General features: G+C 62.8%; 21 protein-coding genes. 2 read left to right on the top strand and 19 right to left on the bottom strand.

Translation table 11 applies throughout. From position 1 onward, the window contains the following. Positions 1-5: 5 nt before the first annotated feature. The 10 genes from ACNFHO_RS14050 to ACNFHO_RS14005 all read right to left on the bottom strand — a co-directional run bounded on the left by ACNFHO_RS14050 (position 6) and on the right by ACNFHO_RS14005 (position 8,427). Positions 6-842 carry a Ku protein gene (locus ACNFHO_RS14050; protein WP_063544596.1) on the bottom strand — a complete coding sequence of 279 codons (837 nt, stop codon included), beginning with the start codon at positions 840-842 and terminating at the stop codon, positions 6-8. Between the two features lie 9 nt (positions 843-851). Then, positions 852-989 (bottom strand): PSPA7_2676 family Cys-rich small protein, encoded by a 138-nt coding sequence (locus ACNFHO_RS14045; protein WP_172964775.1) that lies wholly within the window; start codon positions 987-989, stop codon positions 852-854. Positions 990-1,069: 80 nt separating this feature from the next. Next, on the bottom strand, positions 1,070-1,975 hold the full coding sequence (locus ACNFHO_RS14040) for an SDR family oxidoreductase (RefSeq protein ID WP_416766688.1): 906 nt from the start codon (positions 1,973-1,975) through the stop codon (positions 1,070-1,072). A gap of 85 nt (positions 1,976-2,060) precedes the next feature. Then, a complete protein-coding gene (locus ACNFHO_RS14035; RefSeq protein ID WP_112898053.1) occupies positions 2,061-3,185 on the bottom strand; it encodes a carboxylate-amine ligase in 1,125 nt (374 codons plus the stop codon). Positions 3,186-3,190: 5 nt separating this feature from the next. After that, positions 3,191-4,144, bottom strand: coding sequence for a methyltransferase (locus ACNFHO_RS14030; RefSeq protein WP_416766687.1), 954 nt, complete (start codon positions 4,142-4,144; stop codon positions 3,191-3,193). Next, the gene (locus tag ACNFHO_RS14025; protein ID WP_416766686.1) at positions 4,144-5,469 is read right to left on the bottom strand and encodes an iron-containing redox enzyme family protein; all 1,326 of its coding nucleotides are present in this window, start codon (positions 5,467-5,469) and stop codon (positions 4,144-4,146) included. The genes ACNFHO_RS14030 and ACNFHO_RS14025 overlap by 1 nt, the downstream gene beginning before the upstream one ends. Before the next feature lie 14 nt (positions 5,470-5,483). Then, on the bottom strand, positions 5,484-5,669 hold the full coding sequence (locus ACNFHO_RS14020) for a hypothetical protein (protein WP_054894166.1): 186 nt from the start codon (positions 5,667-5,669) through the stop codon (positions 5,484-5,486). Between the two features lie 125 nt (positions 5,670-5,794). Continuing rightward, positions 5,795-6,304 carry a flavin reductase family protein gene (locus tag ACNFHO_RS14015; protein ID WP_416766685.1) on the bottom strand — a complete coding sequence of 170 codons (510 nt, stop codon included), beginning with the start codon at positions 6,302-6,304 and terminating at the stop codon, positions 5,795-5,797. 78 nt (positions 6,305-6,382) lie between these two features. Then, positions 6,383-7,414, bottom strand: a complete 1,032-nt coding sequence (locus ACNFHO_RS14010; RefSeq protein ID WP_112898049.1) for a methionine synthase — start codon at positions 7,412-7,414, stop codon at positions 6,383-6,385. Positions 7,415-7,443: 29 nt separating this feature from the next. After that, a complete protein-coding gene (locus tag ACNFHO_RS14005) occupies positions 7,444-8,427 on the bottom strand; it encodes a DUF1852 domain-containing protein (RefSeq protein ID WP_416766684.1) in 984 nt (327 codons plus the stop codon). Positions 8,428-8,716: 289 nt separating this feature from the next. Between ACNFHO_RS14005 and ACNFHO_RS14000 the strand changes: the two genes are divergently transcribed. Further along, the gene (locus tag ACNFHO_RS14000) at positions 8,717-9,853 is read left to right on the top strand and encodes an MFS transporter (RefSeq protein ID WP_054894162.1); all 1,137 of its coding nucleotides are present in this window, start codon (positions 8,717-8,719) and stop codon (positions 9,851-9,853) included. A 15-nt stretch (positions 9,854-9,868) separates the two neighbouring features. Here ACNFHO_RS14000 and ACNFHO_RS13995 read toward each other — a convergent pair whose 3' ends face one another. After that, the gene (locus ACNFHO_RS13995) at positions 9,869-11,299 is read right to left on the bottom strand and encodes an aldehyde dehydrogenase (RefSeq protein WP_416766694.1); all 1,431 of its coding nucleotides are present in this window, start codon (positions 11,297-11,299) and stop codon (positions 9,869-9,871) included. 104 nt (positions 11,300-11,403) lie between these two features. Then, on the bottom strand, positions 11,404-12,786 hold the full coding sequence (locus ACNFHO_RS13990) for an aspartate aminotransferase family protein (RefSeq protein WP_125930103.1): 1,383 nt from the start codon (positions 12,784-12,786) through the stop codon (positions 11,404-11,406). A gap of 364 nt (positions 12,787-13,150) precedes the next feature. Here ACNFHO_RS13990 and ACNFHO_RS13985 point away from each other — a divergent pair, with 364 nt between their 5' ends. Further along, positions 13,151-14,521 carry an APC family permease gene (locus tag ACNFHO_RS13985; protein ID WP_153773921.1) on the top strand — a complete coding sequence of 457 codons (1,371 nt, stop codon included), beginning with the start codon at positions 13,151-13,153 and terminating at the stop codon, positions 14,519-14,521. A gap of 58 nt (positions 14,522-14,579) precedes the next feature. On the opposite strand, the gene ACNFHO_RS13980 is transcribed toward ACNFHO_RS13985, so the two are convergent. The 7 genes from ACNFHO_RS13980 to pstS all read right to left on the bottom strand — a co-directional run bounded on the left by ACNFHO_RS13980 (position 14,580) and on the right by pstS (position 20,747). After that, positions 14,580-15,383, bottom strand: a complete 804-nt coding sequence (locus tag ACNFHO_RS13980; RefSeq protein ID WP_112898045.1) for a helix-turn-helix domain-containing protein — start codon at positions 15,381-15,383, stop codon at positions 14,580-14,582. 153 nt (positions 15,384-15,536) lie between these two features. Continuing rightward, positions 15,537-16,157, bottom strand: coding sequence for a hypothetical protein (locus ACNFHO_RS13975; protein ID WP_416766683.1), 621 nt, complete (start codon positions 16,155-16,157; stop codon positions 15,537-15,539). Continuing rightward, positions 16,157-16,855, bottom strand: a complete 699-nt coding sequence (locus ACNFHO_RS13970; RefSeq protein WP_153773923.1) for a hypothetical protein — start codon at positions 16,853-16,855, stop codon at positions 16,157-16,159. Before ACNFHO_RS13970 ends, ACNFHO_RS13975 begins: the two co-directional genes overlap by 1 nt. A gap of 97 nt (positions 16,856-16,952) precedes the next feature. Then, complete coding sequence (pstB, locus tag ACNFHO_RS13965) at positions 16,953-17,714, bottom strand: phosphate ABC transporter ATP-binding protein PstB (protein WP_054894178.1); 762 nt, start codon at positions 17,712-17,714, stop codon at positions 16,953-16,955. Positions 17,715-17,788: 74 nt separating this feature from the next. Continuing rightward, positions 17,789-18,682 (bottom strand): phosphate ABC transporter permease PstA, encoded by an 894-nt coding sequence (gene pstA, locus ACNFHO_RS13960; protein WP_054894155.1) that lies wholly within the window; start codon positions 18,680-18,682, stop codon positions 17,789-17,791. Further along, the gene (gene pstC, locus ACNFHO_RS13955; protein WP_054894154.1) at positions 18,682-19,647 is read right to left on the bottom strand and encodes a phosphate ABC transporter permease subunit PstC; all 966 of its coding nucleotides are present in this window, start codon (positions 19,645-19,647) and stop codon (positions 18,682-18,684) included. Before pstC ends, pstA begins: the two co-directional genes overlap by 1 nt. 71 nt (positions 19,648-19,718) lie before the next feature. Then, positions 19,719-20,747, bottom strand: a complete 1,029-nt coding sequence (gene pstS / locus ACNFHO_RS13950; RefSeq protein ID WP_065863516.1) for a phosphate ABC transporter substrate-binding protein PstS — start codon at positions 20,745-20,747, stop codon at positions 19,719-19,721. Between the last annotated feature and the right edge of the window lie 71 nt (positions 20,748-20,818).

The following is a 20,818-nucleotide window of genomic DNA, read 5'->3' as shown; positions in this document are numbered from 1 at the left end:
CCGCCCTAGGACGCCTTGCGCGGTCGCTTGCTCGCCGGCTTCTTCGCCTTGGTCTTGCCGCCAAGACTGCGCTTGAGCAGCTCGGTGAGGTCGATGATGTCGGCGCCCTTCTCCGCCGTTGTCCCCTCACCTTTGTCCACCGTCGCGATCTTGCCTTTACTGGCCTTCTCTTCAACCAGGTCGAGGATGGTCTGGCGGAACGCGTCGTGGTACTCGTCTGGCTTCCATGGCCCACTCATGTCCTCCACCAGTTTCTTGGCCATGTCCAGTTCGCGCTTGTCGATCTTGGTGTCGGTCACGCTCTTGTCCAGCTCCAGCGACTCCAGGCCACGGACTTCCTCGGGCCAGCGCAGGGTAATCAGCACCAGCGCATCCTCCAGCGGGCGCAACAGCGCCAGGTGCTGGCGGGTGTGCAGCACCACGGTGGCCAAGGCCACCTTGCCGGTGCTGTGCAAGGTCTCGCGCAACAAGGCATAGACCTTGCCGCCGCGACGGTCGGGGCTCAGGTAGTAAGGCGTGTCGAACTGTTGCAGCGGGATCTCACCGGCGTCGACGAAGGAAAAAATATCGATGGTCTGGGTCGCCTCGGGCCGCGCCTTGCGAATCTCCTCTTCGCTGATCACCACATAGCGGCCCTTCTCGTACTCCACACCTTTGACGATGTGTTCCTTGTCGATCTCCTTGCCAGTCACCTTGTTCACCCGCTTGTAGCCCACCGGCTCCATGCTGCGCTTGTCGAGCCAGTCGAAATCCACGCGCTCGGTGCGCACAGCGGTATTGAGAGAAACAGGGATATGCACGAGGCCGAAGCTGATCGCGCCTTTCCAGATTGCCCGGGCCATGGTCGGTTCCTACGCATCGAATGGTTGGCCGGGCTGGCTGTAGCGCAGCGCGCCGCAGCGTTCGCAGCACTGGCAGTCAAGCCCGGCGATTTCACGGATCAACAGGCTGCGCCACTGGCAGCCACGCAGCAGGCAGACGAGTTTCATCAGCCACCTCCCTGGCCCGCATGAAGGGCCTCTTACAATGACTGACTGCGCGGGGCGGCCAAGGTTTACTCGACGTTGCCCTATGGCAGTGGATCGCCGCCGGTGACGCCGAACACCTCACCGGTGATATAGCTCGACTCCTGGCTGGCAAGCAGTACGTACAAAGGGGCGCACTCGGCGGGCTGGCCCGGGCGTTTCATCGGGGTATGCCCACCGAAGTCGGGGATCTTTTCCGGTGGTTGGCCGCCACTGGGCTGCAGCACGGTCCAGATCGGGCCTGGGGCCACCGCGTTGACGCGGATGCCGCGCTCGATCACCTGCTTGGCCAGCGCCTTGGTGAAGGCCACGATGGCCGCCTTGGTGGTGGCGTAGTCCAGCAGCGTCGCCGAGGGCTGGTAGGACTGGATCGAGGCGGTGTTGATGATGGTCGCTCCGGCCGGCATCAGCGGCACTGCCGCCTGGCACAGCCAGAACAAGGCGTAGACGTTGGTCTTGAGGGTGTGATCGAACTGCTCATGGGTGATCTGGCCGATGTCCTTGCGCGCCTCCTGCTTGCCGGCAACGTTGACCAGGATATCCAGGCCGCCGAGCTGTTCGTGGGCCTGGTCCACCAACTGGCTACAGAAGCGCGGGTCCTTGAGATCACCGGGAAGCGCCACGGCCTTGCGGCCTTCGCGCTCGATCAGCTGGACCACTTCACGGGCATCTCGCTCCTCCGTGGGCAGGTAGTTGAGTGCAATGTCGGCACCCTCGCGGGCGAAGGCGATGGCCACGGCGCGTCCGATACCCGAGTCGGCGCCAGTGATCAGGGCGCGACGTCCGGCCAGGCGCCCGAAACCTTTGTAAGTGGTTTCACCGTGGTCGGGCTTGGGCCGCATGTGCGCATCCAGGCCCGGGGCGGCTTGGCCCTGGGCCGGAAAAGGCGGATGGGGGTATTGGGTCAAGGGATTTTGCAGGGTGAACTGATCCTGGGGCTTGCTGGGCATGGGTTAGACTCCTTCTGGTTTGGCTGGGTGATGCCTGATCGCGAATCACACTGCGTTCGAGGCAAACGATCTGCGGATGGTTTACTCAACCCATCCCGGGCACCGACAACTGGTGCTCCATCACCTGTTTCACCACGTTGCGCATCGCCTGTCGGTCATTCAGGCCCTGCTCGCGGGCCAGCGCATAGGTGTCACGCTGGTGGTCGGCACTGGTCCCGTCGCGCAGGATGCGCCGGGCGTGCATGAAGGCGCGGTCAGCGTCGGCGGTGTCGGGCGGACATTGCATCTGCAGTTGCGTCAGCCAGCCTTCGGCGTTCACCGCCTGTTGGTCGTGAACGCCGATGAAAGTGCCCCGACGGCCCTCACGCAGGGCGCGCCAATAGTTTTCGTGGGTGATCCAGCGCATTTCACGGCTGGCGATAGCGTCGTTGCGCTGCACTGCATGCTCGACGAGATGGCGAAACAGCGCGGCGATGGCCAAGGCATCGTCCAGCCGGGGGCAGCCATCGCAGATGCGCAGTTCGACTGTCGGAAACCGCCGCGAGGGCCTGATCGCCCACCAGAAGTCACCATCCTCGGCCAGGCTGCCAGTGCGTTGCAGCAGCGCCCGGTAACGCTCGTAGGCGCGCCAGTCCGGTAGCGGTTCGGGCAGCCCCATGTGCGGCCACTCCCCGCACACCACCCGTCGGTAGCTCATGTAGCCGGTGTCCTGTCCGCCCCAGTACGCAGAGGAGGTGCTGAGTGTCAGCAGCAGGGGTAACCAGTACAGCACCCGGTTGATCACCTGCATGCGATCGACGCCCTGCGGCACGCCGACGTGCACGTGCAGGCCGTTCAACAGGCTGCGCCGGGCCACCAGCCGATAATCGTCGAACAGCTGGCGGTAGTGGGGGGTTTCCCGCGGGAGCTGGCGCAGCCATTGGGCACTGGGGTGGCTCCCCGCGCCGTAGAAGCCGACGCCCTCGCCCGCCAATGCCTGACTCAGGCGCTGGCGCTGCTCGGTGAAAAAATCACGGGCCTGGTGCAGCGTATCGAACACCGGCGAGGCGATCTCCACCTGGCTGCGAAACATCTCCTCGGCGAACCATGGCCCCAGCGCATCGCGGCAACAGCGGGCCACGGCCGCGGGCGGCGCAGCCATGACCCGCCCCGTGGCCAAATCAACCAACAGGTATTCCTCCTCGATGCCGAACGTGCAAGGCCGCGCCATGGGCATCAGCCTCGGCGGGTGACGGTCAGGGCCACTGCAGCGATGCGTTCGACCTGCTCGTATCCTGGCTCGAGCAACTGCTCGCCGAATACGTCGGGGTCCAGTTCCCGGTAGGACCAGCCGAACGCAGGCCCGGCCAGGCGCAGGCGAACGGCTTCAAGCAGCGCGTCGCGCCCCTCGACGATGGCGACACCGGTGTACAGCAGCAACGTGCCGCCGACCGACAGCCGCTCACGGGCCTGCTCGACAATCCGTAGCGACAGTTCGGCGCCCAGCGCGCCACCCCCGTGGCGGTAGGCGCGCTCGCCGACGTCGAGCATGTAGGGTGGATTGGCGACGATCAGGTCGAACGTCCCGGAGATGCCGTCGAGCAAATCGCTGAGCTCTACCGAGACATTGGCCACCCCGGCCAGCGCGGCATTGACAGCGGTATGACGCAAGGCCACAGGGTTGATGTCCACCGCAGTGACCTGCGCATGCTGCGCGGCTCGGGCGATCAGCAACGCGCCGACGCCACTGCCGCAACCGATGTCGACGGCATGCTGCACACGCAGGGGGCTGTGCTGCAGATGATCCTGGATCACTTGGGCGAACCGGTAGCTGTCCGGGCCGAAGAACACCGCGTCGCGGCTGTCGGTTGGCCAGGCGGAGTGCACCAGCAGCAGGTCGTCCAGGGTCGACCAGCGCACCCTGCTGCGCAACAGCGCACCCTGTGGCTCCAGCACGCCAGCGATACGCAGTTGTTCCAGTTCGTCGGCGCTGAGCAGAGACGCCTCGAACGGTCGACTCCAGCCAAACACATCGCGCAGGGTTCGGGCCTGGTGCGCTTCGCTGCGAGCATTGACCCTGGCCTGGGTCGCCGGGGTCACGCAGGTGAAACGATAGCCGTCAGCGCGCAGCCGACGTCCCAGCTGGAGCAATGCCTCGTCGGCATGCCTCTGGTCTTGGTCGAGCAGCATCAGTTCGGCCCTCCGCTCATCAACCCGGTAGCCTGGATGAATGCGCGGGTGGCGCGCAGGCCCTGGGGCGTGGAATGTCGATTGCCGGCCATCGCTTCGATCAGCACAGCCATGTCCGCCGCCTGCGCTTCGCCGGGCGCCTCTTCCTCAAGTTGCAACGCCTGCTCCCACTGCCCCGGCGGCACCCGACGCATCGCAGCACCCTGCCAGGTGCCGGCGATCCAGTCGTGCCAGAGCTGCTTTTCATAGGCATCGAACACACCGAACATGGCTGCCACCGGACCGTCGATCAGCGCCCAGAAGCGGCTTTCCCTGGGATCGCTGTCGCGCTTGATCCAACCCTGGGCTTGCAGTGCATCCAGAAAACCGGGCATCGCGCCGGGTTCGGCGAGCCACTGATTGATGGTGCGCCCTTGCAGGCGGCATCTGTCCGAATGCATGCACTGCCCGTAGACACGCTTGCGTTCCAACGAGCCGAGCAACTCGGCCTGCAGGTCGAACGAAGCGATCAGCGACGGTGTGTCGATACCCAGGTCATTGAGCCGATAGCCATGCCTGACACGCTCGTAGAACGCCGGCCCCTGGTCCTGGCCAAGTTCGGCGAAGCACTCCAGGGCGCGCCGCGCATGACCGCTCGCTGCATTGTCGATGGTCACATGCAACTGGAAGTAATGAGCGTCGATGCCCAGCTCGGCCAACTCATGGGTGGTGATCAGCAGGTGCAGCGGGGGCTGCTCGTACCCCAGGTTGTAACCGATCACTTCCGGCAGGAAGCGCTCGCAGTGCTGCCCCAGGGCCAGTTGCAGCGTGCCCTGCAGGTAACGTTCAGCGGCTAGCGGTGCGCTCTGCAGGCAGCCAAGACGGCTGAGCAGGCGCTGGTAGATCAGCACGTGGTTGCGGCGCAGGTCGCCATCACCCAGCTCTTCGAGGAAGGTGCGAATCAATCCATGAAACCGTGGGTCGCGCCAGTGCCACAGGGTGCCGTGCAGCCATGCGCCATCGACCGCCTTGGTCGGGGCGACCTGCTGCAGAAACCACAAGGCCTGCGCCCGGTTCTGGAAGTACCGGCGTGGGGCCCCTTGACGCCGTTGTTCAAGATAGGCCGCGTGTTCACTGGCGACCCGCTGCGCATGGGCAGCGGCCCAGTCCGGCAGGTGCCGAGGATCATCCGGCAAGTCGTCCGCCAAGGTGCGGACATGGCTCAGTTGCTCGCTAAGCCAGGCCTCGGTCGTCGGGTCACTGCCCTCGAGCAGTGCCCGATAGCGATGTTCAAGCCCATCGGTCGCCTTGCTGGTTGCCGCCCTACCCTTTGTCAGCTCCACCATGCCCGCTACCTCGCTCATTGATTTTGCGGTTTGGTCTCGGGGGACGGATTGGTCGTGGGTGTATCGGGCTGCTGCATCTGCAGCGAAGGTTTGCTTGGATCGGCGTCCTTGGCCGGGTGGTCGTTATCACGGTCGAAACAGCCACCGAGCAAGGTAAAGCAGGCAGTTAGCAGCGCTGTGGCCAGTAGATTGGTTTTCATGGGGTTCTCGCTTTTTTGTGAGGGCCTACATAAGCGAGTTCGACACACCCAGAAGGATTCGTTTTAATTGCGGCGCAACGGATGAGCGGTGCTACGGATGCCAGCTACCCTTTCGCCGCGCGGGCTCAAAACGCGCCCTCTGCGGCGAGATTGCAATATTGCCCCTTGAAATACAGCAAAGGCGTTGCAGCGGCTGCTTCCTGGAGGTTCACCGCTTTCACTTCACCGATCACGATCAGGTGATCGCCCGCAGGATGCTCGGCGTGAATTTCGCAGTCCAGCCAGTGCAGGCTGTCGCGGATGATCGGGTTTCCCAAGGGTGAAACCTGCCATTGCACGCCGTGCCACTTGTCCGTGCCCCGTCGAGCGAACTGGTTGGAGAGGTCATGCTGCCCACACGCCAGGATATTTACCGCAAAGCGGCCAGCCTGGCGGATCTTGGGGTAGCTGGCCGAATTGGACATGACGCTGAATGACACCAGCGGCGGGCTCATCGACACGCTATAGAACGATTGGCAAGTGAACCCAACCGGCTCGTCATCGAGCCGAGAGGTGATCACCGTGATGCCGGAGGCGTAGTGCCCGAGCGCGTGGCGAAAGCGCGATGGCTCGACAGCCGTACAGGGAAGTGACATGCGTAGATCCTGGATAAGGGGCCGTTCGCAACGGTCAGGGGAGGCCTGAAAGCGCCCGCCTTCGGCCTCCCGAATTCATCATGCGTTCAACAGTTCTCGCCGAACGATGTCTGCACCCGCCGTCAGTGCCCTCAACTTCCCACTGGCAACGTGACGTGGCAAAGGCGCCATGCCGCAGTTGGTGCAGGGGTAGAGTTTGTCGGCATCTACGAACTGCAGGGCTTTGCGCAGGGTGTCGGCGACTTCCTCAGGCGTTTCGATGGTCGAGGTGGCCACATCGATGGCCCCGACCATTACTTTCTTGCCGCGAATCAGCTCGATCAGGTCCATGGGCACACGCGAGTTGTGGCATTCCAGCGAAACGATATCGATGCTGGATTTCTGCAACTTGGGGAACGCTTCCTCGTATTGCCGCCACTCCGAACCCAAGGTCTTTTTCCAATCGGTGTTGGCCTTGATGCCGTAGCCGTAGCAAATGTGCACCGCGGTTTCACATTTCAGCCCTTCGATGGCCCTCTCCAGGGTGGCCACGCCCCAGTCGTTCACCTCATCGAAGAACACATTGAATGCCGGCTCGTCGAACTGAATGATATCGACGCCTGCAGCTTCCAGCTCCCGGGCTTCCTGGTTGAGAATCCTGGCGAATTCCCATGCCAGTTTTTCGCGGCTTTTGTAGTGGCTGTCATACAACGTGTCGATCATCGTCATGGGCCCCGGCAGCGCCCACTTGATCGGCTGCTGGGTTTGCTGGCGCAGGAACTTGGCGTCCTCGACAAACACAGGCTTCTGCCGAGCCACGGCACCCACGACCGTCGGCACGCTCGCGTCGTAGCGATCACGAATCCTGACCGTTTCCCGCTTCTCGAAATCCACACCGCTCAGGTGCTCGATAAAGGTCGTGACAAAGTGCTGACGGGTTTGCTCGCCATCGCTGACGATATCGATACCGGCCTGCTGCTGCTCTTGCAGCGACAAACGCAAGGCATCTTGCTTGCCCTCGATCAACTCCGCGTCCTGCAACTTCCAGGGGGACCAAAGGGTTTCAGGCTGGGCCAGCCACGAAGGCTTGGGCAAGCTGCCTGCGGTTGAAGTGGGTAACAGCTTTTTCATGACAGATAAACCTTATGCATTTTGTTCAATCAGAGCGCGCACTGGGACGACCACTGTTCAAGCACCGCCTGGTACGGCTTGATGAAGTGTTCTTCGGCGAACTTGCCCTGCTCGATCGCCAGCCGACTGCGCTCTTCACGGTCGTAGACGATGCGCGTCAGTGAGTAATCCTGATGTTCGAGGCTTGGCCGGTAGGCTTTGCCTGCCGAAGAGTTCGCGTTGTAGATCTCCGGCCGATAGATCTTCTGGAAGGTGTCCATCGTGCTGATGGTGCTGATCAGCTCGAGCGGGCTGTAGTCCTCCAGCAGGTCGCCGGCAAAGTAGAAAGCCAAGGGCGCGACGCTGTCAGGCGGCATGAAGTAGCGGACCGTCAGGCCCATTTTCTTGAAGTATTCATCGGTCAAGGAATAGGCGTCCTGCTGGTACTCGACGCCCAATACCGGGTGCTGGTTGTCCGTGCGGCGATAGGTCCTGCTGCTCGACACGCTCAGGCAGATCACCGGTGCCTTGGCAAAATGCGCTTTATAAGCACTGGAGTTCACGAACGCCTTGAACAACTTGCCGTGCAAATCGCCGAAGTGCTCGGGAATACTGAAGTCGGGCTGGCCTTTGTTATGCCCCAGCAACAGCACGCTGAAATCATAATCGCGCACGTAGGACGAGAAGTTGTTGCCAACAATGCCCTCGATACGCGCCTTGGTTTTCTGGTCGACGATCGTCGTTTTCAGCAACTCGATCAGCGGAAGGCTGTGATCGGCCTGCGGGCCCTCCATGGTCATCTCGACTGAAATGATTTCAAGTTCAAGCCTGTAGCGGTCGCCCTCGGGATTGTCCCAGTGCGCCAAGGCATTGAACCGGTTGTCGATCATGCTCAAGGTGTTGCGCAGGTTTTCCTGGCGATTGCGCCCACGGGCCAGGTTGGCAAAGTTTGTCGTGGTACGCGTGTTTTCCGCGGGGCAATAGTCTTCATCGAAACGCGTGCGTTTGATGGCAAAGGTAAATTCGTTGTTCATCGGTCTCTGACATCCTGTTGGGCGGTGATGGCCTGCATCACCTCACCGGGGCAGCGAACGGCTGCCTACCCTGGGAGAAAATTCGATGGGGGGATTGTCAGGATCATCGCACCTTGAGACAAACTCATTTTTTTCGAGATGATCTGCAATTTTATTCATGATCGTTCTGGGCGCTTGCTAAATACGAGGTCTGGACGGCGGCCAACCTCCCCGACGCCATGACACGGGTGTTACCGGCATGACCCTTGAAGTTATGCTGCGTACCCCCGCCCTTTGCCACGAGACTGTCATGTCGTCCGCTGCCGTACCGGCGCAAACCCTGCGCGCCGACCGAGATTCGCGCAACGCCGCCCAGGTACTCGGCCTGTGCCTGCCCAGTGACGTACTGCTCTATCTGCTACTGCCCATGTACGCTTCGGACTTCGGCGTGACCCTGGTCGAGGCGGGTGTATTGCTGGCGGCCAATCGCCTGGTACGGATCATCGGCTATGGCTGGGTGGTGCGGTTCTATGCACGCCATGGCGATCGCGCGGCGTGCAGCCTGGCGGCCTTTGCCGCAGCGGTGTGTGCACTGGGTAACGCCACCCTTGGCGGATTCGCCGCACTGCTGGTGCTGCGCCTGGTCTGGGGGCTGTGCTTTGCGACCTTCAACCTCAGTACCCAGACGCTCGCCACTGCCGAAGCACAAGGTGCAGCCCGCCGCGCCGGGCGCTCGCGGGCGACCCTGGCCATCGGCCCCATGCTGGCCTTGCCGCTGGGGGCGCTGATGGCCCAGGCCTACGGCCCGCGCGCTGTGTTCTACGTACTGTGCATCAGTGCCCTGTGCGGACTGTGGCGTGCCCGCGCCTTGCCTTGCGGCGGCCATGACATTGCCGCGCGCAGTGGTCGGCGTCTGCGCCTGCCAGACAGCATCGCCACCTGGTCCTTCATCGAAGGGGTGACGCTGGACGGCCTGTTCATATTCGGCCTCTCGCTGTATGCGCAAGTCCATATGGGCGAGTCGGGGGTACTGGTGGCCGGTGTATTGATGGCGGTGCGCTATCTGAGCGAGATGCTCTTCAGCCCCTTTGGCGGACGCCTGGCAGACCGCTTCGGCGCACTGCGCATGTTGGTGGTGCTGTCGCTGGCCACTTCACTGGCGCTGCTGGTATTCGCCAGCCATTGGCTGTTCATCGGCGCCTTCTTCGTGTTGGTGCTGCGCGCCTTGCAGTTGCCGCTGGTGATGACCCTCGTCGCGCTGCGCAATCCGCACGCGCGCATTCAGGCGCTGGCCAGCAATGCCGTGTGGCGCGACATCGGTGCCGGGCTCGGGCCGATGCTGGCCGGTGTGCTGCTGCCGCAGGTGCCAGCGATCTGGGCTTACGCCGGGGCGGCGCTGGCGGTCGCCGTGGCGGCACTGAACTGTGCCAGGCCGCCACGGCATTGAACGCTGCGCCCGAGATCAGCGCAGCTGGATCCAGGTGGTCTTCAACTGGGTGTACTTGTCGAACGCATGCAGTGACAGGTCACGCCCAAAGCCCGACTGCTTGTAGCCGCCGAACGGGGCGACCACATCGAGCGCATCGACGGTGTTGACCGAAACGCTGCCGGCCCTGAGCTGCCTGGCAACCCGATGCACGCGGTTCAGGTCGTCGCTCCAGACCGACGCGGCCAACCCATAGAGGCTGTCGTTAGCCAGGCGGATAGCCTCCTCTTCAGTGTCGAAGGCCGTCACTGCGAGTACCGGGCCGAAGACCTCGTCACGCGAAAGCGACGACTGCGGGTCGACATGGGTGAAAATCGTCGGTTCGATGAAGTTGCTGGAGCCGTTGTGGCTGAGTTGACGCCCACCGGCCACCAGAGACGCCCCCTCCTCGTGTGCACGGCCGATTGCGGCCATGATCTGCGAAGTCTGCTGCGCATCGACGATAGCGCCGGCGCGGCTGGCCGGATCGAGCGGATCACCGGGTTGCCACTCGCGCGCCTTGGCGATCAGACGCTCGATGAACGCGTCATGGATCGAGCGCTGCACGTAAAGTCGCGAGTTGGCCGAGCAGACCTCACCCTGGTTGAAGAAGATGCCGAATGCGGCTTTCTCTGCGGCCAGGTCCAGGTCCTTGCAGTCATCGAACACCAGGTTCGGGCTTTTTCCACCGCACTCCAACCACACCTGTTTCAGGTTCGACTGCGCCGAGTACTGCATGAAGTACTTGCCCACCTGGGTGGAGCCGGTGAATACCAGGCAATCGACGTCGGGGTGCAGGCCCAGTGCCTTGCCGGCGATCTCGCCCAGCCCCGGCACGACGTTCAACACCCCTGCGGGAATGCCCGCCTCCAGTGCAAGCTCGGCCAGGCGCAGCGCCGAAAGCGGCGACTGTTCGGCGGGCTTGAGCACGACGCTGTTGCCCGCTGCCAAGGCCGGGGCCAGTTTCCAGGCCGCCATGTCCAGCGGGAAGTTCCACGGCACCACGGCTGCGACCACACCGATCGGTTCGCGGGTGATGGTGACCACGGCATCGGCCGCAGTGGGCGCAACCTGGTCGTACAGTTTGTCGAGCGACTCGCCATACCAGGCGAAGACATGGGCGGCGCCCGGCACATCGATGTTGTAGGCGTCGAGCACCGGCTTGCCCATGTTCAGCGACTCGAGCAGCGCCAGTTCCTCGCGGTGAACCAGCATCAACTCGGCCAGGCGCAGCATCACACGCTTGCGCTGGGTCGGCGCCATCCGGGCCCACGGGCCTTGCTCGAACGCCTGCCGAGCACTGGCCACGGCACGGTCTACGTCCTCATCGGAACAGGCGGCGACCCGCGCCAGCAGCTGGTTGTTGGCAGGGTTGATCGCATCGAACGTTGCGCCACCTGTGGCGGCCACGAAGCGGCCGCCGATCATGGCTTGATCGCGAAAAGTCAGGTTGGCGGCTCGATGCCGCCAGTAGGTTGAATCGTGCACGTTGTGCTCCCGGAACCGTGGGTAGGAAAGGTAGCGCAGCCGCTTCAGAGCTTGCCCAGGGCCTGCGCGGTGCGGTCGACCGCTTTGCGGGTCTTCTCCACCAGCTCGTCCAGCTCGCTGTGGTTGGCCACCAGCGCAGGCGCCATGATCATCCGCCCCAAGGTCGAACGAATGATCACCCCCTCTTCGAAGCCAAAGGTCCGGCACTGCCAGGCCAGCTCGTTCTCATTGGCGTAGCGCTTGCGGCTGGCCTTGTCTTCGGCGAACTGCAGTGCCGCCACCAGCCCGGCGCCCTGTACCTGGCCAATCAGGGGATGGTTGGCGAACACCTCGCGCAGGATGCGCTGCAGGTAGGGCCCGGTGTCGTCTTTCACCTGGCGGACGATGCCTTCGTCACGCAGGGCCTTGAGGTTGGCAATCGCCACCGCAGCGGCCACCGGGTGCCCGGAATAGGTCAGGCCGTGAGCGAATACCCCGCCGCGCTCGACCAGTGCTTCGGCGATGCGCTTGCTCAGCACCAGCCCGCCCATCGGCACGTAGCCCGAGGTGAGGCCCTTGGCGATCGACAGGGTGTCGGGCTCGAAACCGAAGTACTCATGGGCGAACCATTCGCCGGTACGACCGAACCCGCCGATCACCTCGTCGGCGCACAGCAGCACGTCGTACTGGCGGCAGATGCGCTGGATCTCCGGCCAGTAGCTTTCTGGCGGGAAGATCATGCCGCCGGCGCCCTGGAACGGCTCGGCGATGAAGCCGGCGACATTCTCGGCCCCAAGCTCAAGGATTTTTTCTTCCAGCTGCAAGGCGCAGCGGCGACCGAACTCGGCCGGACTCAGCTCGCCACCGGCGGCATACCAGTAGGGCTCATCGATGTGCGCCACATCCGGAATCAGCCCGCCCATCTCGTGCATGAACTTCATTCCGCCCAGCGCCGTGGCCGCCAGGGTCGAGCCGTGGTAGCCGTTCCAGCGACCGATCATGACCTTCTTGTTCGGCTGGCCAAGCACCTGCCAGTAGCGGCGCACGGTACGGATCAGCACCTCGTTGGCCTCGGAGCCGGAGTTGGTGTAGATCGCGTGGCTGTAGTGCCCCGGCAGCAAGCTGAACAGCAGCTCGGACAACTCGATCACCGCCGGGTGAGTGGTGTGGAAGAACATGTTGTAGTAGGCCAGCTGGTCCATCTGCGCCGCCGCGGCCGCGGTCAGGTCCTTGCGCCCGTAGCCGAGCTGGGTGCACCACAGGCCCGACATACCGTCCAGGTAGCGCTTGCCGTCGCTGTCCCACAGATGCAGCCGCTCACCGCCGACGATTACCCGGGGGCCTTCGGCGTTGAGCGCCTTCTGGTCGAGGAAGGCATGGATATGGTGTGCAGCATCGGCGGCCTGGTAGTCACGGGTCTGGCGTTGGGGTACGAAAGGCGCGTTCATGGGCGGTTTTCCTTGTTGGTATGGAGACGCCACTGAAGCTTGCAGCAGCCAGCAACCGTGTGAAATCACCCGTTGGGGTGAGGTCTCCAGCCCCGTCACCGGCTCACCCCAACGGGTGATTTCGAAGGCGAATCGGCTATGGGAGCATGCGCCAAGGCCCCCAGATGCGGCCTTACCTTTCGTGCCAGGTCAATAAAGAGAACAACGCCATGAACGCACGCTTCATCACCTCACGTCGCACCCGCTCCCGCCCTCGAGATAGCCACAGCGCCTGAACGAAGGTCCGCCTTCAGCCCAATCGCCCTCTCCCTCGACAGTATCGAGCTCGCTCGCATACTGCGGCGTCCTGCACCCGGAGTCAGCCATGCATACAACAACCACAACCGCTGCGCATTCCACGGCACATACGAGCGCTGCCAGTACCCGCTTTCGCAAATCCATGGGCATGACCGCCCTGGTGCTCTTCGGCCTCGCCTACATGGTGCCGCTGGCAGTGTTCTCCGCCTACGGACTGGTTGCCCAGATCACCAAGGGCCACCTGCCAACCGCCTACCTGCTGACCCTGGGCGCCATGCTCTTCACCGCCTACAGCTACGGCCGCATGGTCCAGGCGCATCCCTACTCGGGCTCGGTCTATACCTACACGCGCAAAGCCTTCGGCGCCCACGCAGGGTTCATGGCGGGGTGGACGCTGCTGCTCGACTACATTTTCCTGCCACTGCTCAGCTACCTGCTGATCGGCATCTACATGTCGGAATACTTCCCGACGGTCCACGCCTGGGTGTGGGTACTGGGCGCCATCGGCGCGGTGACCTTCCTCAACCTGATCGGCATCGAGTCGGTGACCCGGGTCAACGGCATTCTGGTGGTCGCGCAACTGGTATTCATCGTGGTGTTCGTGGCCTTGTCCATCAACAGCCTGTCTACCCAAGTGCAGCCGATATCGCTGACCGCGCCCTTCTACCATGAAGGTTTCAGCGCCTCGGCGATCATGGCCGGCGCTGCCGTGCTGTGCCTGTCGTTCGTGGGCTTCGACGCAGTCTCGACCATGGCCGAGGAAACCAGCGACCCGACCCGGCGCATCCCGCGGGCAATCATGGCGGTGTCGCTGATCGGCGGCCTGCTGTTTCTGGTGGTGTCCTACTTCGCGCAACTGGTGCACCCGGACTGGAGCAGCTTCGCCAACCCGGACTCCGCCCCGGTAGAGGTGATGAACAGCGCAGGCGGGCGCCTGCTGGCCAGCGCCTTTACCGCCACCTATGTGGCAGGCTGCTTCGCCTCGGCAATGGCCTCCCAGGCCAGTGTGTCGCGGGTGCTGTTCGCCATGGGCCGTGACGGCGCCCTGCCCCGTGCCTTCGGCCAACTGGTGACGAAAAAACGCGTCCCGGCCTTCGCAATCCTGGTGGTTGGCCTGGTCTCGCTGAGTGCGCTGTTCATCAGCCTGGACACCGTCGCCAACATGATCAGCTTCGGCGCGCTGTTCGCCTTCTCGGCGGTCAACCTGGCGGTGGTCAAGCACTACCTGGCCGACCAGAAACTGCGCGGTACGGCAAACTGCATGCGTTACGGCCTGATCCCGGGGTTGGGTTTTCTCAGCACGCTGTGGCTGTGGACCAGCCTGTCGAGCATGTCCTTCACCATCGGCCTGTGCTGGATGGCGCTGGGCCTGGTGTTGCTGATCGGCCTTACTCGCGCGTTCCGGGTGAAGCTGCCTGAGTTGCAGATGGCCGATTGACCAGCGTCAGGCTGACCTTGAATGACAACGCCGACGATGACTCGTCGGCGTTTTCGCGTCAGCGCGGCTTGCTCATGTAGCTTTCCAGCGGATCACGCTCCAGCACCCCATGGGCATTGGCCAGCGCATCGATGAACAGGGAAAACAGCTCGGACTGCGTGCCAATGTCGAGCTTGGCGTAGACATGCTTGCGGTGGGACTTGATGGTGTCTTCGGAAACCTTGAGACGCTCGGCCAGCGACTTAGTCGAATGCCCGCGCAGGATGAGCTGGGCAATCCGGCACTCGCGCTCGGTCAGCAAGGACGAACCGAAATTGCTCAAGGCTGCATGTACACGCTGCTCCCAGACCTTCTCCTCGCGCCCGCCACGGCCCTGGTACCCCTCGAAATGCTTGGTCAGCACCGCCAGCACCCACGGGCTGATGCACTTGAAACGTGACTTTGCCGCCTCGTCGAGCTCGTCGGTGAAGGCCAACGACACCGCCAGGCTCAGGCTCTCGTCCAGCTGCAGGAGGTAGTTGATCTCGTCCTCCAGGTGCGAGTGCCGGTAGAACGCCAGGTAGTACTCGCTGAGCTTGAAGTGATCAGGTGCAACATCGGCCAGCGTATAGCAGCCTGAGTCGGACCTTTCCATGCACTGGTCGTAGAACGGATCGAGCAGGTAGAAACCGGACAGGTATCGCCGTACGTTGCCTTCCGGCCGCCATGGGCCGGGTCCATCGCATTCCGACCAGGCCGATGGCAAGCCCTCGCGCGGATAGAGGTAGACCGTGCTGGCCTTGACCGGGCCGACCAAGGCCAGCGCGTCGAACAGCGCCGTGGCGAAACCCTGGGCGCCGATGGCGGCGGTGACTTTCGCCATCGCCTCGAACCATGGGACTGATGAGAGCTGATCGATTTGCACGTCTGTGACCCCTGGAATTCCGCTGGTCGGATGGTGCCATGGGCTTGTGCGTCGGGGAATCACCCGTTGGGGTGAGCGGGTCGGGATCGCCGGCCAGACGCTGGCGCACTGTCAGGACAACAGTGCCTCGGAGGATGACTGGACTGGCACCTGGTGCCTGAGCGGCTGCTGCCAGGCCAGGGTTGCCTGGACTTCGACGGCAGCGTCCATGACCTTCTGCGCCCAGTTCTTGTCCTTGGGACAGACCACGACAACGCGAAAACCATGGTCGTCGCCTTCGATGCGCACGCCTTCGGAATCATCGACGTGCAGATCGATGTCGAATGCCGGCGGGAATTTCGAGGGAGGGTTTTCAAGACCGTTGACGTTCAGCACGTGCTGGTGCCGATCGCTGTTGACCACGCCATCGACGCGGATGCCGTAGAGCAACAGCCAACGACGGATGTAGGAAGGTGTACGGCCGGACGAGGTATAGATCCAGACGCTATAGCCATGGCGGCGCAGATCGCGAATCAGCGCGCGGGTGCCGATGCGCAGCGGCTCGCCCAGCCAACGGTGAACGAAGCCCGGCAGCTTGCTGTGCTCTTCGGGGCTGTGGTGCGGCAGGCAAGCCAGCGTGTCGTCGATGTCGAACGAGATACGCACCCGCGGGCGCCTGAAGGCCCGGGTAACGCCTTGCCAGGCCTGGCGGCTGCCGGCGCGCCATTGCTTGAGCATCGGGTAGCGACCCATCAGCGAACCTCCCGGCAGGCAGGCGTTGCGGCTTCGCCCAGGAAGAATTTTTCCGGATCGGGCGACTGCGCTTCCAGGAACGCCGCATACTTTTTCTTGATCTTGGGCAATTCGTACAAGGCCTTTACACCATGCTTGGCAGAGTTGCGTATGACCGAGGATGGGTTGAAATAGCCCTCGGCGTTGTCCAGCGTCAGCACGAACGGCGGTAGCCCTGCGCGCATCAGCAGATAACTGACGATGAGCGACCCCGTGCGGTTGTTGCCTTCAATGAACAGCTGCGGCTTGCTCAGGATGCGAACATACACGCCTGCTGCGCGTTTCCACACCGAATCGCTGCCATACGAGCAATACCAGTTGTACAGGTCCTTGATGCCGCCTTCGACGTTGTTGAAGAAGTGTTCTTCGGTGGCGATCAGGTGCTGGGCGAACTCCACTCGACGTTCAGGATCGCTACCACACAGCACCGTGGCGTTGATCTCCAGCATCAGGTTCAACTGCTGCAGGTCGAACAGGTCGATACCCCGCGCGACATAGTCGTCAATCAGGGCATAGCCTTCAAGCACATTTTGCAGCACCTCATCGGTGAACGGGTCACGCGGTTCGGTAAAGTGCTTGCTGAGCTCGGTGAAACGCCGCTGCACATCCCGCAGTGCACGTTCTACCGCTGACAGGTCAAGACGACGCGTCGCACGCATAAGTAATCTCTGGAAACACTAAAACAGTAAAAACGGTCGGACTGTCGCAGCGGCCATCCTGGCCTGCGACATCCAACCGCTTCGGTCGAGTGAACGATCAGCTGAACTTGCCGCTGATGTAGTCACTGGTCAGTTGTTCGCGCGGGTTCTGGAAGATCTGGGTGGTTGGACCCATCTCGACCAGGTAGCCGGTGCGCGAGCCTTGCGAGATGTCCACCGAGAAGAACGCGGTGGTGTCGGCAACACGGATCGCCTGCTGCATGTTGTGGGTCACCAAGGCGATGGTGTAGTCCTTCTTGAGCTCCACCATCAGCTCTTCGACGCGCCGGGTCGCGATCGGGTCGAGTGCCGAGCAGGGTTCGTCGAGCAGCAGCACTTCCGGCTCTGTGGCAATGGCACGGGCGATGCACAGGCGCTGCTGCTGCCCGCCGGACAGCGACAGGCCGCTGACCTTGAGCTTGTCCTTCACTTCGTCCCACAGCGCTGCACCTTGCAGGGCATGCTTGACGCGGTCGCCCAGGTCGCCCTTGTAGCGGTTCAGGCGCAGGCCGAACGCGACGTTGTCGAAGATGCTCATCGAGAACGGGTTCGGTTGCTGGAACACCATGCCGATGTAGCGGCGCACGACCACAGGGTCCACACCCTTGCCATAGACATCCTGGCCGAGGAAGTGCACGTGGCCTTCGAAACGGAACCCCTTCACCAGGTCGTTCATGCGGTTGAGGCTACGCAGCACGGTACTCTTGCCGCAGCCGGACGGGCCGATGAAACCGGTGATCTTGTTCTTTTCGATCGGTACATGGCTGTCGCGGACCGCCATGAAGTTGCCGTAGAAAATCTTGTCCAGTTTGCAGTCCATGACCACTGGTGCCTGGTTGACCAACGGAGCGGCTCTTTGCGCAGTCGATACGTTCAAGTTGGATGCTCCCGTTCTCAATACTTAGGCTTGCCGAAAACACGGCTGAGAATATTCACGACCAGCACGATCATCACCAGTACCAGCGAGGCCGCCCAGGCGAGCTCCAGCTGGTTGTCGAAAGGCATGCCGGAGAAGTTGTAGATCAGTACCGCCAGCGAGGCCGTGGGGTTCATCACCGCCAGGCTGCCATCGTGGTAGATCCAGTAGTTGCTGAACAATGCGGTGAACAGCAGCGGCGCGGTTTCGCCTGCGGCGCGGGCCACGGCGAGCATGACGCCCGTAAGGATGGCCGGCATGCCGGTCGGCAGGATGATCTTCCAGATCACCTGGGCGCGGGTACAGCCCATGCCGTAGGCGGCGTCCTTCATGATCTTGGGCACCATCTTCATCGCCTCTTCGGCGGTCAGCACGACGATCGGCAGCATCAGTACCGCCAGCGCCACACCACCGGCCGGTGCGGAATACGTGCCGGTGGTCATGACCACCAGGGCATAGGCGAACACGCCAGCCAGGATCGACGGCAGGCCGGTCAGCATCTTGGCGGCAAAGCGCGACGCATTGGCAAGCTTGCTGTCCGGACCGAGCTCGGCGAGGAAGATCGCCGCCAGGATGCCGACCGGCACCGCGATGGCAGCGGCGATACCGACCATGACGAAGGTACCGGCCATGGCGTTGCCGAAACCACCGCCCATCTCGAAGCCGGTGGGCGGCAGCTCGGTGAACACCTCCAGGCTCAGGCGTGCACCGCCGCGGGTGATCAGCATGTAGAGCACGGAAATCAGCGGCACGCTGGCCAGCAGGGCCACGCACCAGACCATCGTGGTCAGGGTCAGGCTGCGCAGGGCGCGGCCCTCGAACCGGCGCTGCAGGCTGGGCAATGCAGTTGCAGGGGTCGTGAGGTCGGTCATTATTTATTACCCCGCTGGGCGTAGAGCATGATCAGCGATCCGATGACGTTCACCAGCAGGGTGATGAACATCAGTACCAGCGCCGCGTACATCAGCACCTCGACCTCGTTCGGCCCGGCTTCAGGGAAGTTCAGGGCCAGCAAGGCCGCCAGCGTGTTGGCCGGGGCGAACAGGGAAAGCGTGATGGTGTTGGCGTTGCCCACCAGCATGGCCAGCGCCATGGTCTCGCCAAGGGCACGGCCCAGGCCGAGCACCAGGGAGCCGAAGATGCCAGTGGCGGCAGACGGCACCATCACCTTGAGGATGGCTTCCCAGTGGGTGGTGCCCATGCCGTAGGCTGCCTGCTTGGTCTTCATCGGCACGCTGGTCAGCGCATCCTGGGACACGGCGGCCACGGTGGGCAGAATCATGATGGCGAGCACCAGTGCTGCTGGCAGCAACCCGGGCCCACTCAAGGAGGAACCGAAGAACGGAATCCAGCCCAGTTCGCTGTTCAACCATGCGGTCAGCGGACGGATCGCCGGGATCACCACATAGATGCCCCACAGGCCGTAGACGACGCTGGGGATGGCGGCGAGCAGCTCGACGATGGTGCGGAACACCGCAGCGAGTTTTGCGGGCAGGAAATCCTGGGTGAGGAAAATCGCCATGCTGACACCGAAGAAACCGGCGATCAGCAATGCAATCAGGGCGCTGTAGAGCGTGCCCCAGATCGCCGGCAGAATGCCGTATTTGCCTTGGTTAACGTCCCACACGCTGCCGAAGAGCACATCGAATCCGTGCTTCTCCATACCCGGCAGCGCCTTGCGCCCTACTTCGTAGACCAGCGCAAAGACCAGTGCCAGCACCAGCACCACGCCGATACGTGCAAGTGCACGGAACGTACGGTCGACCAGGAAATCCTTGGTTGACGGCGGCTGGCATGCAGAGTCGGGGTTATCCGGAATGGCAAAAGGTGTGTTCATGGATTATTTCCGGGACAGGGGCAGAGGCGCCCGGCATGCCTGCAAGGCAGGCCGGGCGCAACCTGGCAGTCTTACTGGATGTTCTGGGCCGCTTTGCGCACCTGGTCGACAACCGACTGCGGCAGCGGGATGTAGCCCATCGAGTCGGCGATCTTCTGACCTTCGGTCAGGCTGTACTCGATCATGTCGCGCATGGCCTTGGCCTTGGCGGGGTTGCCGTTGTCCTTGCGGAAGATCATCCAGGTGTACGAGGTGATCGGGTAGGACTTGGCACCGTCCGGATCAGGCAGCCAGGCCACCAGGTTTTCCGGCATCTTCACTGCAGCCAGTGCTTCGGCACCGCTTTCGGCGTTTGGTACGACATACTGGCCGGCCTTGTTCTGCAGGGCAGCGAAGTCGACCTTGGCCAGCTTGGCGAAGCCGTATTCGATGTAGCCGATGGCGCCCGGGGTCTGGCGTACGGTGGCGGTCACGCCGTCGTTCTTCGGCGACTTGATGAACTTGTCGGTCGCCGGCCAGTTCACGGTGTTGCCCTCGCCCAGCGCTTCCTTGAAGCCAGGGTTGATGGCCGACAGGTGCTTGGTGAAGACGGCGGTGGTACCGCTGGAGTCTGCACGCACGACCACGGTGATCGGGGTGGCAGGCAGCTTCAGCTCAGGGTTGGCAGCGGCGATCTTCGGATCGTTCCACTGGGTGATCTTGCCCAGGAAGATGTCGGAGTAGACGTCGCGCGGCAGCTTCAGGCCCTTGGGGTTGCCCGGCAGGTTGTAGGCCAGGACGATCTCGCCCGCAGTCATCGGCAGCAACTGAACGCCCTCGCCGACCTTGGCAATTTCTTCGTCTTTCATGGCCGAGTCGCTGGCGGCGAAATCGACGGTCTTGTTCAGGAAGTCCTGGACACCGGCGCCACTGCCCTTGGACTGGTAATCGACGGTGACACCTTCGGTCTTCTTGCTGAAATCCTTGAACCAAGTCAGGTAGATCGGTGCAGGGAAGCTCGCACCGGAACCGGTCAGGCGGACGTTTTCTGCGGCGAAGGCCGAAGTGGCGCTAAGCGAAACGGCAACGGCGAGTGCAGCAGACTTCATCAGGCGTATCATGGAAAAGCGCTCCGTGTGATGGCCGGAACACTTTGCAGCAGCTGTATTACAACTTTGTGACCATTGGGTGG

The sequence above is a fragment of the Pseudomonas sp. NY15374 genome (genome assembly GCF_048068255.1).
Taxonomy (GTDB): Bacteria; Pseudomonadota; Gammaproteobacteria; order Pseudomonadales; family Pseudomonadaceae; genus Aquipseudomonas; species Aquipseudomonas machongensis.
The sequence above is the reverse complement of the archived record's forward strand: the minus strand, read 5'-3'. Positions and strand labels throughout refer to the sequence as shown.